Raw genomic sequence first — 13,091 nt, forward strand, 5'->3', positions numbered from 1 at the left:
TCCTTGCGCCTGGCGCAAGGAAGGGGGCCTTCATGTACTCGGCAAGGTGTGAAGGTCGAGTTTCCTCGGCTGAGCCGAGGGGCGGGGGCCTTCACGCGCGGCCATTGTGTCTGCTAGTGCAGGTGGGGCGCACGTGGCGGTCACCAAGGTGGTGCCGCCACTCCGAAAACCGTCCCCTGTGGACAGTCGGCCACTGTGGCGAGCCCGGTGGGTGTCGCGAAAGCCACTTTCGGGACATCGGACGTCGGAAAGTGGCTTTCGCGGCACCCCGGCCCGGACGAGCCCGCACCGGCCGGTCACCGTGCCCGCTATTCCTTTAGGGGCAAGAAAAGTGCCCGATCGGGCATGGTGATCCATTCCATCGGGTCCAGCCGTGTCCGTGTGGTTCCGTAGTGTCATGCGCTGTGCTAGTTTGTTTTGGCCATTAACAAAGTCGGGGCCCGGCGCCCGCGAGGGAGTAGCGCAGAAGCATGGCTGAGCGAGCCGATTTCGCGCTGGGGACGGTGGAGGCGACCGTGGTCGGGCAGGCGCTCGGCGTCGACGTCCGGTTGTTTCCGTTGCGTGTCCGCAACACTTCGATCGACCCGGAGCGCTACGCCACGGTCATCCGGAAGGTCTACACCGACCTCGAACAGCGCCGCCTGTCGATCAACGGCGAGCTGAACCAGGCCGTCCGCACCGCGTTCGCGCTGCTGGGGAACCACCGGATCACCGTTTCGATCAACGGTATCGACGGCATCGGCCAGGACATCGCCGTCCTCGCCCTCACCGACGGCAGGCAGGCGCTCGGTATCACGCAGGCGCACGGCGAAGACCTCCTGCAGTTCGCGCTCTTCTCCGACGAAGAGCTGGTCGAGGTCCTCTCCGGCGTGCTGCCGCGGATGCGCCCCGCGTCGACCGGCCGCCGCACGATCGTGCAGAAGGAGGAGCGCGCCGTCTCCGCGATGGCCGCGCGCCGCCAGGCCGAGGCCGAGTTCGACGAGGAGGAGACCGACGCGTTCGGCAACCTCCAGTTCACCGGCGTCGTCCGCGCCCGGCCGGAGGCCCCGGCCCGGCGCACCGACGAAAGCGACGTCGAGGTCTTGGAGAAGGTGCTGTCCGGACCTCGCCTCGGCGGCGGGTACATCATCGTGAGCGGGATCGGCCGCCGCGGCGAACGGCTCCGCTCGACCCCGCTGAGCTGGCTCGACACCGAAGACGGCCGGTACCTCATCCGGACCGAGACCGACGAAGCCTCCGGTGCCGTGATCGGTCACTACGACCCGGCGAGTCAGTCGGGCGTGGCGAACGCGATCCGGGACGCCATCGCCGACATCTACTGACCCTCCTGAACCGGGCGAGAGGATCCTCCGTTGACCGAGGAAGTACAACGACTGCAGCCGATGATGGCGGTCCGGGGCCGGCTCGCGGGCACGGAGCTGAAGGCCCTGGCGAAGCAGGGCCATTTCGCCGTCGACGAGAGCACCGGTGAAGAGATGATCCGTTCACTCCAGGGAGTGATCGACAGTCTCGAAGAGCGCTGGAGCGCGCTGACCAAGCTGCAGAAGACGCCGCCGATGAGCTCCACCGCGACCGCGCGCTGGGTGTCCGAGCACATGCACGGCACCGCGACGGACGCGCAGGGCCTGCTCACCCAGCTCGAGGCCGCCCGCGCCGAATTCCCGACCTACGTCGAGGCGATCGAACTCGCCAAGCGGAACTACCGGGAACGCGACGACGAGAACCGGCGCACCCTGACGCGGATCGACACCGAGATCTAAGAGGAGAGACCCGTGACGGAATCCGCGGAGAAGACCGCGAAGGTCTCCGATCCCCAGTCCGAGGAGTACAACCCGGACGACCCCTTCTACGACATCACGGCCGACTCGTCGTCGGCCTATTACGTCGGGCCGCTGGCGGACGAGGCCAAGTCCGGTGACGAGATCCGGGCCGGGGCCTCGGCCGGGACGGACATCCTCTTCAACATCCTCGGCTGGGGCGACACGGCGCTCAACGGCTTCAAGGACATCTTCACGCAGAAGATGTACGAAGCCCAGCTGGAGAAGGCGCGCGAAGGTCTCGACAAGAACCTGGACATCCGCCAGCCCGGCACCCCGCCGTCCACGGTCTGGGCCAACGCCACCCACGAGCAGATGCAGGCCGCGATCGCGGACAACGCCGACCCGGCCGCGGTGGGCGAGACCTCCGAAGAGTGGATCCGGGCGGGCAACGACCTGGCCACGCACCAGCGCAACCTGGCGAAGGCGATCAACGCGAGCACGGCCAACTGGGAGGGCGAGGGCGGCGACGCGGCCCGGGAACACCTCGCCGGTGTCGGCAAATGGCTCGGCGCGACCGCGAACGGCGCGACATTGGCCGGGCGGCAGCAGCAGATCCACTCACAGACCCTCAACGAGACGCAGAAGCTGATGGCGGCGAACCCGCCGGTGGCGTTCAACGTGCAGGAGGCCAACGCCAACCTGCAGACGATCACCGACCCGCACGTGTACATGGCGCAGCTCGGGAAGGATCTCGCGACCTTCAAGAAGCAGCAGGACGCGCGGGAGCAGGCCGCGAAGGTGATGACCGACTTCGACAGCACGGTCGGCTCGGCGATCGCCACCCCGGCGTTCCCCGCCCCGCCGAAGCTGCCGACGATGCAGGCGGCCAGGCAACTCCAGGGCACGCCCATCGGAGGTGGCGCGGGTGCGCCCGCCGGCACGCTTCGCGACCGCGTCGCGGCCGAAGGTGCCGAGGGCACCCCCTTCGGCGCCGGCTCGGACCGTACGCGCCCGGACGGCCTCGTCGCCTCGCTGGACGGGACGCCGCAGGGTGGTCCCGGCGGTGTATCGCCGTTCAACTCGCCGACCGGCGGACCGGGCGGCGGCTTCCCCGGCAGCGGCGGTCCCGGCGGCGGCGGTCCCGGCGGCGGCCCCGGTGGTGGCGGTCCCGGCTCCAGCCCGGTCATGCCCAATATCGGCATCCCGAACGGGCCTGCCGGCGGCGAGACGTACAAGCCCGCGGCGTCGACGAGCCCCCACCTCCCGAACCTGCCCAAGATCGACGACAGTACGCGGACCACGGGCTACACCCCGCCGTCCGTCACGCCGCCGTCGTTCACCCCGCCGAACATCCCCATCCCGGAGAGCGGCGGCCCCCGGCCAGGTGGCGGTCTTCCGTTCACCCCGCCGAACATCCCGATCCCCAACGGGCCCAACGGCGGCCCGCGGCCGGTCATGCCGAACATCCCGTCCGTGCCGCGTCCCGGTATCGGCGACCGGCTCACCGGTCCCTCGTTCCCGGACGGCAACTCCTACAAGGGCACGCCGTACAACGCGCCCAAACTCGGCATGCCGAACATCCCCGGCGGTGGCGGTACCAGCGGCTTCGGCGGTGGCGGTGCCGGTACCGGCGGCGCCGGTGGGGCAGGCGGCGGTGGCCTCGGCGGGGCCGGACGGGCGACGGGCTCGCTCGGCATGGGCGGCGCCGTCGGCGCGGGCGCGATGGACGCGGACGCGGCCGCGGCCCGTGCGGCGGGCTCCGGCGGCAAGCCGGGTACACCCGGCATGGCCCCGATGGGCGGCATGGCCCCCGGTGCGGGCAAGGGACAGGGCCAGGAGGACAAGGAGCACAAGGTCGCCGACTACGTCGAGTCCGACGACCCGTCCTTCTTCGCCGCCGACGAGGTCGTGGCGCCGCCGGTGATCGGTGACTGGAAGAACAAGGACTGGAAGTGACCGCTTCGTTCGAGGTCGATCCCGACGACCTGACCGCGCACGCGAGCCATCTCGATGGGCTCGTCGACCGGCTGAACACCGCGCACGGCGCGACCGGTTCGGCGATGTCTTCGGACGCGTACGGCCTGCTGTGCGCGTTCCTGCCGCCGATCGTCAATCCGGCGGGCGAACGCGCGGCGGAGACGATCAAGGCGGCCGCGGAAGGCATCCAGTCGACGGCGGACAACGTCCGCACCGCGGCCAAGTCCTATGTGGACGGTGATAGCGCCAACGCGGAACCGTTCAAGGCGGACTTCAAGGCCTTGGACATCGGAGGAAAGCAATGACCGGCGGGAACGAGCTCGGCGAGCTCATACTGGACCCCGACGAGGCCCAGCGCAAAATGGATCGATGGGCCGCGGGGCTGGAAGAAAAGGCCCAGCGTTACGCGGCCGCGCAGGAGCGGACGGAACAGCTGCGGCTGACCGCGTCCAGCTCCGACGGTGCCGTCAAGATCACCGTCGGGGCCGACGGCGGCGTGACCGACATCGAGTTCGGCAACAAGGCCAGGACGTATCCGCTGGAGGAGCTGTCGCGGCAGATCCTCCAGACCATGCACAAGGCGCAGTCCGGGATCGCGGGGCAGGTCGCCGAGGTCATGCAGGAATCGCTCGGCGACGAGGACCAGGAGACCAGGGCGCTGATGATCGGCACTCTGCGCAGCCGCTTCCCCGAGATGGAAGAGGAAGAGTCCTCGGAGCCACCACCCGCTCCCCCGGCGCCGTCCGCCGACACGCCCGCTCCTCGCGACAAGCGTCACGAAGCGCCGGACGACGAGGAGAACTCGCCCTGGTGAGGTCCTCGTCCGCTGAAACACGAGGAAGGTCGCCGTGGGCAACCCGCTTGTCGCCGAGGTAAAGGACTCGACGAAGGCGTACACCGGCTCGTCACTGCTGGAGTCCGCGTTCGAGCTGAAGTCGGCCATCGAAAGCGGTGACTGGGCATCGGTGGCGCTGGGCGCGGTCGGGACCGCGCTCGACGCGCTGTCGATGGCGATGGACCCCTTCGGCGCGATCCTCGCGAACGGTGTCGGCTGGCTGATGGAGCACGTCGGCCCGCTCAAGGAGGCGCTCGACGCGCTCACCGGCAACGCCGACGAGATCGCCGCGAACGCCGAGACCTGGATGAACATCGCGACCGAACTCGGCGACGTCGGCGCGGATCTGGCCGGGATGGTCTCCGCCGACCTGCAGAGCTGGACCGGGGTTTCGGCCGACGCCTACCGCGCGCAGGCCAAGGACACGGTCACACTGCTGGAGTCGGCGAAGGCGGGTTGCGAAGGCGCCTCCAGCGGGGTGAAGACGGCGGGCGAGGTCGTCGCCGCCATCCGCGCGCTGGTGCGCGACATCATCGCCGAGCTGATCGGGCATCTGATCAGCTGGGCGCTCCAGGTGCTGTTCACCCTCGGGATCGGGCTGACCTGGGTGGTCCCGCAGGTGGTCAACGCCGTGGCGAAGACCGCGAGCAAGATCGCGAACCTGACGAAGAAGACCGTCAAGGCGCTCCAGGCGCTGATGCCGCTGCTGAAGCGTGCGGACGACCTGTTCGACAGCGCGGCGAAGGCGCTGAAGAAGCTCCAGCCGGGCAAAGGCGCTCCCGCGCCGAAGCCGAACAAGCTGGACGAGGGCACGACGCCCAAGAGCAGCCCCGACGGCGGGGATACTTCGCCGTCCGGCGCGGGGCCCGGCAAGAGCGATCCGCCGCCGGTGAAGTCGGACCCGCCGCCTCCGCCGAAGAACGAGACGACGGACGGGCCGACCACGCCGTCCGGCTCGCCGCCTCCGCCGCCGAAGGACCGCGGCGCCCCGAAACCCGAGACGAACAACCGGATCAAGGACAACAACAACGATCCGGGAAACGGTGTCCCGCCCAAGGACCGCGGCGGCTGCGGCGACCCGATCGACGTCGCGACCGGCTCGATGATGCTGACCCAGGACGACGTCGTGTTCGCCGGCGTTCTCCCGCTGACCGTGTCGCGGACGCATCTCTCGTCGTACCGCCTCGGCCGGTTCTTCGGTCCATCGTGGGCGTCCACTGTGGACCAGCGGATCGAGATCGAGGACGACGGCCTGCATCTCGCGCTCGCCGACGGGACACTGCTTTCCTATCCGGTCCCGCTTTCCGGCCCAGTCCTTCCGGAATTCGGGCAGCGACTTCCGTTGTCCAAAGTGGACGACGGCTACGCGGTGACCACTCCGGACGGGATGCTGCTCTTCTCCGGTCCCGGAGACACCCTTCCCCTGCGCGCGATCGTGGACGGCGACGGTCACCGGATTTCCGTGCACTACGACGACAACGGCGTCCCCCGCGAACTGGAGCACTCCGCGGGCTACCGCCTGCTCGTCGAGTCGAAGGACGGACTCGTCACCGCTCTTCGACTACCCGATGCGAAAACGGCGCTGCGGAGCTATCGGTACGACGAGCGGCGTCGCCTGGTCGAGATCACCGACGTCGCCGGTCAGCCCCTGCGGTTCACGTACGACGCCGAAGGCCGGATCGTGCGCTGGGAGGACGTCAACGGGCGCTGGTACGGATACGGCTTCGACTCCGAAGGCCGCGTCGTGCGGGCACAGGGCACCGGCGGCTTCCTCGACGTCGACATCGAGTACGACCGGGAAAACCTGGTCACCTCGGTCACGAACTCGCTCGGCCACGTCACCCGGTATCAGCTCGACGAACTGCACCGGGTCGTCGCGGAGACCGATCCGCTGGGCAACACGACGCGGTCCGAAATCGACCGCTTCGGCAAGCTGCTCAGCCGCACCGACGCCTTGGGCCGCACCACGCGGTGGGAAATGGACGACGACGGGAACGTCGTCACCGTGCTGCAGCCGGACGGCGGTCGCGCGCTCGCCGAGTACTCCGCGCCGGGCCGCTGGACCAGCAGGACCGGGCCGGACGGCGCCGTCTGGCGCCGCGAGTACGACGAGCGGGGAAAGCTCGTGCGTGCCACGGATCCGACCGGCGCCGTCACCACCTACGGCTACGACGACGCGGGTAACGTCGCGGCCGTGACCGACGAGCTCGGCGGCGTCACCCTGATCGAGTCGAACGCGGCGGGCCTGCCGGTCTCCGTCACCGACCCGCTCGGCGCGGTCACGCGGTACACCTACGACGAGTTCGGGCAGACCACCTCGGTCACCGACCCGCTCGGCGGCGTCACCCGGACGAAATGGGACGGCTTCGGCGAAATCGCCGAGCAGATCGACCCCGACGGCTCCGTTTGGCGCTGGAATCGCACCACCGCGGGTTCGGCCGACGAAGCCGTGGACGCCCGCGGGCTCGCGGTGCGCACCGAATATTCGCAGTTCGACCTGCCCACCGCCGAAATCGGCCCGGACGGCGATCGACTGTCCTATGTGTACGACACCGAGCTGCGGCTGGTGTCGGTCACCAACGAACACGGTCTCGTCTGGCGCTACGACCACGACCCCGCCGGGAATCTGGTCCGGGAAACCGATTTCAACGGGCGCACCACCCGCTACGGCTACGACGCCGCCGGGCAACTGGTGTCGCGCACCAACAGTCTCGGCCAGACGGTCGCCTTCGACCGCGACGCGCTCGGCCGGGTCGTCGGCCGCCGGGCGGGCGACGACGTCGCGACGTTCACCTATGACGGCGCCGACCGGATGACCTCGGCGCGCAACGCGCATTCCGAAGTCACCATCACCTACGACGCGCTGGGCCGGATCGTCTCGGAAACCCTCAACGGCCGGGCCGTCCGCTCGGAATACGACGCCATCGGCCGTCGCGTCGCGCGGCGCACGCCGTCGGGCGCCGAGTCGTTCTTCGCCTACGACGCGGCGAGCCGCCCCGTCGCGCTGCGGACCGCCGGGCGCACCCTGCGGTTCGAGTACGACCCGGCTGGCCGGGAAGTGGCGCGGAGGCTGGAAGGCACGCCGGTCGAGCTGCGCCAGGGCTGGGACGCCGCCGACCGGCTGACCTCCCAGACCGTGTCCACCGGCCGGGGTGTCGTGCAGCACCGCGAGTACCGCTACCTGCTGGACGGGCTCGTTTCGTCGATCTCGGATTCGCTGTCCGGGCCGCGGTCGCTGCGCGTCGACCGGGCGGGCCGCGTGGTCGACGTCCAGGGTCAGGGCTGGCGGGAGAGCTACGGCTACAACCTCGCGGGCGCCATCACGCAGGCGGGCTGGCCGGGCGCGGATCCGGCCGTCGGACCGCGACGCTACCAGGGCACCCTGATGACCGGCGCCGGATCGACGTCGTATCTGCACGACACCGAGGGCCGTACGATCGCGCGCCGCGAACCCGGCCGCGCCTGGACTTATCAGTGGAACTCCGACGACCGGCTGACCGGCGTCGTCACCCCCGAAGGCGAGCGCTGGCTCTACCACTACGACGCGCTCGGACGGCGGATCGCCAAGCAGCATCTCGACGTCCAGGGCCGGATCCTCGAACAGATCGACTTCACCTGGGACGGCACGAACCTCGCCGAGGAGATCCGCGGTGGCGCCGCCGTCGTCTGGGACCTGGAGCCGGGCACGGAACGGCCGATCACGCAGACCGAACGAATCCCCGGACAGGACGCCCGCTTCCACGCCATCGTCACCGACCTCGTCGGATCACCGAGCGAACTGCTCGACGAAGCGGGCGATGTCGCCTGGCATCTGCACACCTCGTTGTGGGGCAAGGTGCTCTCGCCGCCAGGGCAGGCGTACACGCCGTTGCGCTTCCCCGGCCAGTACCACGACCCGGAAACCGGGCTGCACTACAACTTCAAGCGCTACTACGACCCGGCCACCGGGCGGTACCTCTCGCACGACCCGCTCGGCCTCGAACCGGCGTCGGACTCGCTGGCCTACGTCGGCAACCCGACGGACATGATCGACCCGCTCGGCCTGGCGCCGACGAGGCCGAAGACGGGCACCTGCGGCAAGGGCTCCCGCGGGGGCGGCGGCAAGACGAAATCGCCGGGCAACCGCGTCACCAAGCCGAAGCCGGCGCCGGGTCCGAAGAAGCCGCGGCGCCCGCCGCAGAGCTACCTCGACGGCACGCACGGCGCGAAGAAGCGTGAGCAGAACCGGCTCACGGCGAAGTACGACAACGAACTCAAGGCCGACGGCCGGGAGAAGGTCTCCGGAGATTCCCACGAGTCCGAGCACCCGGTCCCCTACGAGGCGATCGGCCGTGGCAGTGGCGGCGCACGGGGTTCGAGTCACGAGCAAAAGGACCTGGAGAACCACGCTTGGGCGTACCAGGAGGCCAAACCCGCGCACGCGTCGCATATCGGTACCGGTAACAAGGGCGACCAGGACCTGACGGAAGGTTCGGCGAACCCGAGCGGCTTCAAGAACAGCCAGGAGTACCGCGACTCCGAGCGCAACGCGCTGGAGGGTGGTGACCCGAACACCGCGATCCAGCTCAACCAGCTCGACTACGCCTTCCGGGACGGGTTCAAGAACACCGACGGCACCCTCGACGGCAAGATCGCGGACGACTCGTACCACAAGATGATCGACGACGCGCACGCCAGCGGTAAGGGCCTCACCTACTCCACCGGTCCCGGGACGACCGCGACCACGCCGCCGCTGTCCAGCCACGACGTCAAGGAACTGCACATGACCAGGGACACCATCCGGGACGGGGACTGGCCAGAGGAGATGAAGCGGCAGAACCGCGAGACCTACGAGCAGGAAGTCGATCGGATCCACGACAACTACCCGGAGCCGAGCGCGGCCGACCGGGCGAAGTACCAGACCGGCGAGGGCGGCTGGGGCGACCTGGATTACGGCAAGAAGGACCCGAACGCGATGGACGTCGACTGACGCATCCAGAGGACTGAATGCGGGTCGTCAGGCGGCGGCGAGGGCGACGACGCGGTTCCGCCCGCTGTTCTTCGCCTGGTAGAGCGCGGAGTCGGCGACGTGCAGCAGCCGTTCCAGCACGGTCCCGCCGGACGGGTAGACCGCGGCGCCGATCGACACCGAAAGCCCCCGCACGACGCGCGGCCCCGAAGCGGTCGCGACCTCGACCTCGAGCGCCATCACCGCCCGCCGCACACGCTCGGCCACCGGGAGCACGTCGTTCTCCGTCGCGCCGGGAAGCAGCACGACGAACTCCTCGCCACCGAAACGGCCGACCGAGTCGTAATCGCGTACGTGCTCGGAGATCGTCTCCGCGACGACCTTGAGCACGACGTCGCCGGCGAGATGCCCGTAGACGTCGTTGACCTGCTTGAAATGGTCGAGATCGAGCATCAGCACGCCGAGTTTGCTCTTCGCCCTTGCCGCCGACGTGAGCTCCCGCTCGCTCAGCGCGTGCCACGCGTGCGCGTTGAGGACGCCGGTCTTGCCGTCGATGTTCGCCGCGATCTCCAGCTGCCGCACCAGCACACTGCGGTGCAGCACCAGCACCGGCAGCAGGACGAACGGGACGAGCGCGGGCGCGTGCACGATGCCCAGCGCGGTCGAGGCCCCGAGCACCAGGGTGGTGATCTCGAGCAGGTTGTCGTCGCCGGTGCCGAACAGCGCGCGCGGGGCCCTGGCCCCGGTGTGCAGGTACACCGAGAGCGCCACGATGAACGCGTTGACCACGGTGAACACGGCGGCCGCCTCGACGATCTTCAGCGAGCCGGCGAACCCGACGGGCAGGCCGTTCCACCCGGAGACGATCGCTCCCGAAGCCAGGCAGGAGATCACGATCGCGGCCGCACAGTACACCACGCGATACGCCGGGCGGTGGCTCATCCCCCGCCACACCCGGAGCCAAAGATGCAGGTAGATGAGCAGTCCGAGGGCCAGCGCGAGCCCCTGCGGCAGGACGAGCACCCCCGCGAACGTCCACACCGAAGTCATGTTGATATGCGGCCGGTCACAAAGCGTGCGCCGCAACCGTTCCACCGAACGCGAAAGCTCGGCCTGCAGGACAGCCAGGCCGAGCAGTGATCCAAATCGGACGAATTCCGTAGTCTCGTAGTTCGATCGGAGCAGGGCGATGAGCGCGACTGCCGCCGCGAGTCCTTCCACCACAAGGAAAACCGCCGGAACACCGCGTGGTCCGGACCATAACTCCCAGTGCCGGACCCAGGCTCTCAGACGTGTACCTGTCCCTTCTCCGGCGAGTTCCGCATCCCCCATAATCATCGTCACCGGTCCCCCTTCCGTACACAATTCAATGTATCCGAGGTAGTACTGAGGGTGGCTCGAGTCAATTCCGGAACACACAGATGGAGCAGTGGGAGGGAGGACCATCATGAACGGTCGCGAGGACTGATCCCACCAATTCAGCCGGTCCGGCTCCCGGCCGGGAGCCAGACATCGGGTCCGGTGGCGATGGCGCGTTTCCAGGCCATCGCCATCGGCCCCGCCGAGGCCACGGCCACCGTCGCGGCCACCCCGACGGCCACGAACGGGCCGGTCAGCTGGGCGAGACCACCCGCGAGCATGATCCCGATTCCTTGTACGGTCACCAAACTCGTCGAGGTCAGGCCCATCACCTGAGCCCGGACGCGGTCGGGAACCGCGCGGGCCATCAACGCGACGGCCTGCAGGTGGTACGGCGCCGCGAAGGCACCGCTGAGCCCGATCAACACCAGGCATACCGGCAGCGACGGGCGAAAGAAGAGAAAGACCAAAGGAACGACGGATGCGATGGCGAGAATGCCGACCATTCGCGTTTTCCGTCGCGCCGGAACCCATTTCGTGAAGATCCACGATCCTATTACCGAACCCACCGGATCCGCCGCGAGAATAAGCCCGACCGCGAAAGTCCCCGCGCCGAGACCGACGGCGAGCGGCGCCGCGAGCCCCTCCGGCGCGATGGCGAACCCGGCGAGCATCTTCAGCCCGAAGAGCACCCGGATTCCCTTGCCCTGCCACAGTTCTCTGGCGCCTTCACCGCTGAAAGCCCGTGCCACCCGGCTTTTCACCGAAGATTCCGCGGCGACGGGCCGTCGTCGGCGAACCCCTGTGGACACCAGCAGCGCCGAGACCACAAAGGTCGCCGCGTCGATCACCAGTCCCCAGTAGGGCGTCACGAACCCGATCACCAGCCCGCCACCGCCGAATCCGGCGAGCTGTGCCGTTTGGATGGTGATCGTGCGGACCGCGAGCCCGGCGAGGTACCGGTCGCCTTCGAGGACATCCGGGAGCAACGCGAGCTGCGCCGCCCGGAAGGGGCCGCCCGCCATCGTCAGGATCACGAGCAGTCCGGCCAGCACCGAGAGCGGCATTCCCGGTACGGCCATCAGCGCCGCGATCGCCGCGCGCAGCAGGTCGCAGACGATCATCACCGTCCGCCGCGAATACCGGTCCGCCAATCCGGCGAACAGGGTGCCCCCGATCAGCGTCGGCAGGTAGGTCAGGCCGTAGGTGAGCCCGGTCAGCCCCGCCGACGCCGTTCTTTCCCAGACCAGCACCGACAACGCGACCCTGGCCAGCTGGTCACCGGCCTGCGAAAGCGCCTCGGCCGCCCACAGCGCACGGAACTCGCCGACCGCGAAAGCGGCCTTGAACGCGGTGCCCCGAGCGGAATCCCCCTTCTCCATGAGCCCCTCCCCCTGGCTCACGGTAGTCGATCACTTCCGCTGTGTCAGCGGCCATCCGGACCACGACGTCCGTCAGTGTCCACTGTGGACGGCCAATTTCGCGTGCTCCGCGGCGGCGCGGGCGAAGGCCTGGACGAGCGGATGCGGCCGGGTTCCGTCGCCGGCGAGTTCCGGCTGGAACAGCGACGCCACGAAGAACGGATGCTCCGGCAGCTCCGCGATCCGAGCGTCGCCCTCGTCGTCGAATCCACTGAAGACCACCCCGTTCGCCGCCAAGGTGTCCAGGTGACGGGCGTCGAGGCCGTACGAACAGTGGTACCGCTCGACGGAACGGTCCGTCCCGAGGATCCGTGCCGCGCGGGTGCCGGGCGTGACGTGGACGGCGCCCTCGTGCCCGACGAGCGAACAAGCCAGCGGGACGATCAGCCGATCGGTCGATTCCGGCGTGTTCTCCGCGTGCCCGATCCCGCCGAGGCCGCAGACGTTCCGCGCGTATTCCAGCAGCGCGTGCTGGAAACCGGCGCAGGTGCCGAGGAACGGGATGCCGTTCTCGCGGACGGCGCGCACGGCGTCCACCGCGCCGGCTTCGGACCGGTACGGGCTGCCGGGCACCAGCCAGACGCCGTCGAAACCGGTGAGGTCGCCGACGGCGTCCGTCGGGAGCCAGTAGGCGTCGAGTTCGAGGCCGTCACGTTCGGCGAGCCGCTCGAAGAGCATCGGGATCCGGACGTGGGAGCGGACACCGTCCGAACGGTCACCGATCAGGGCGACCCTGGCTTTTTCTGTCATGCGGACATCCTGACCCGCGAACCGAGTTCAGCGCCAACGAT

At 69.2% G+C, this 13,091-nt stretch carries 9 protein-coding genes; 6 read left to right on the plus strand and 3 right to left on the minus strand.

Features of this window, described 5'->3' with window-relative positions; genetic code table 11:
• Positions 1–470: 470 nt before the first annotated feature.
• Genes ACFVM3_RS28100 through ACFVM3_RS28125 form a run of 6 tightly spaced genes read left to right on the plus strand, consistent with a single transcriptional unit; the run spans position 471 to position 9,541 of the window.
• Positions 471–1,322, plus strand: coding sequence for an ESX secretion-associated protein EspG (locus tag ACFVM3_RS28100; RefSeq protein WP_378442982.1), 852 nt, complete (start codon positions 471–473; stop codon positions 1,320–1,322).
• A 30-nt stretch (positions 1,323–1,352) separates the two neighbouring features.
• A complete protein-coding gene (locus ACFVM3_RS28105; protein ID WP_378442983.1) occupies positions 1,353–1,760 on the plus strand; it encodes a hypothetical protein in 408 nt (135 codons plus the stop codon).
• Between the two features lie 12 nt (positions 1,761–1,772).
• Complete coding sequence (locus ACFVM3_RS28110; RefSeq protein WP_378442984.1) at positions 1,773–3,716, plus strand: hypothetical protein; 1,944 nt, start codon at positions 1,773–1,775, stop codon at positions 3,714–3,716.
• On the plus strand, positions 3,713–4,042 hold the full coding sequence (locus ACFVM3_RS28115; protein ID WP_378442985.1) for a type VII secretion target: 330 nt from the start codon (positions 3,713–3,715) through the stop codon (positions 4,040–4,042). Before ACFVM3_RS28110 ends, ACFVM3_RS28115 begins: the two co-directional genes overlap by 4 nt.
• Positions 4,039–4,551 carry a YbaB/EbfC family nucleoid-associated protein gene (locus ACFVM3_RS28120; RefSeq protein ID WP_378442986.1) on the plus strand — a complete coding sequence of 171 codons (513 nt, stop codon included), beginning with the start codon at positions 4,039–4,041 and terminating at the stop codon, positions 4,549–4,551. The genes ACFVM3_RS28115 and ACFVM3_RS28120 overlap by 4 nt, the downstream gene beginning before the upstream one ends.
• Positions 4,552–4,585: 34 nt before the next feature.
• Positions 4,586–9,541, plus strand: a complete 4,956-nt coding sequence (locus ACFVM3_RS28125) for an RHS repeat-associated core domain-containing protein (RefSeq protein WP_378442987.1) — start codon at positions 4,586–4,588, stop codon at positions 9,539–9,541.
• Positions 9,542–9,568: 27 nt separating this feature from the next.
• On the opposite strand, the gene ACFVM3_RS28130 is transcribed toward ACFVM3_RS28125, so the two are convergent.
• The 3 genes from ACFVM3_RS28130 to ACFVM3_RS28140 all read right to left on the minus strand — a co-directional run bounded on the left by ACFVM3_RS28130 (position 9,569) and on the right by ACFVM3_RS28140 (position 13,050).
• Positions 9,569–10,744 carry a diguanylate cyclase gene (locus tag ACFVM3_RS28130; protein WP_378442988.1) on the minus strand — a complete coding sequence of 392 codons (1,176 nt, stop codon included), beginning with the start codon at positions 10,742–10,744 and terminating at the stop codon, positions 9,569–9,571.
• A 254-nt stretch (positions 10,745–10,998) separates the two neighbouring features.
• On the minus strand, positions 10,999–12,261 hold the full coding sequence (locus ACFVM3_RS28135; RefSeq protein WP_378442989.1) for an MFS transporter: 1,263 nt from the start codon (positions 12,259–12,261) through the stop codon (positions 10,999–11,001).
• 72 nt (positions 12,262–12,333) lie between these two features.
• Complete coding sequence (locus tag ACFVM3_RS28140; RefSeq protein WP_378442990.1) at positions 12,334–13,050, minus strand: hypothetical protein; 717 nt, start codon at positions 13,048–13,050, stop codon at positions 12,334–12,336.
• Positions 13,051–13,091: the final 41 nt, after the last annotated feature.

Origin of the sequence: Amycolatopsis sp. NPDC057786 (assembly GCF_042797905.1) — a bacterium.
Classification (GTDB): domain Bacteria; phylum Actinomycetota; class Actinomycetes; order Mycobacteriales; family Pseudonocardiaceae; genus Amycolatopsis.

Coding starts and splice junctions, on each gene's coding strand:
- ACFVM3_RS28100 (WP_378442982.1), top strand. CDS start 471: ATGGCTGAGCGAGCCGATTTCGCGCTGGGGACGGTGGAGGCGACCGTG.
- ACFVM3_RS28140 (WP_378442990.1), bottom strand. CDS start 13,050: ATGACAGAAAAAGCCAGGGTCGCCCTGATCGGTGACCGTTCGGACGGT.
- ACFVM3_RS28120 (WP_378442986.1), top strand. CDS start 4,039: ATGACCGGCGGGAACGAGCTCGGCGAGCTCATACTGGACCCCGACGAG.
- ACFVM3_RS28135 (WP_378442989.1), bottom strand. CDS start 12,261: ATGGAGAAGGGGGATTCCGCTCGGGGCACCGCGTTCAAGGCCGCTTTC.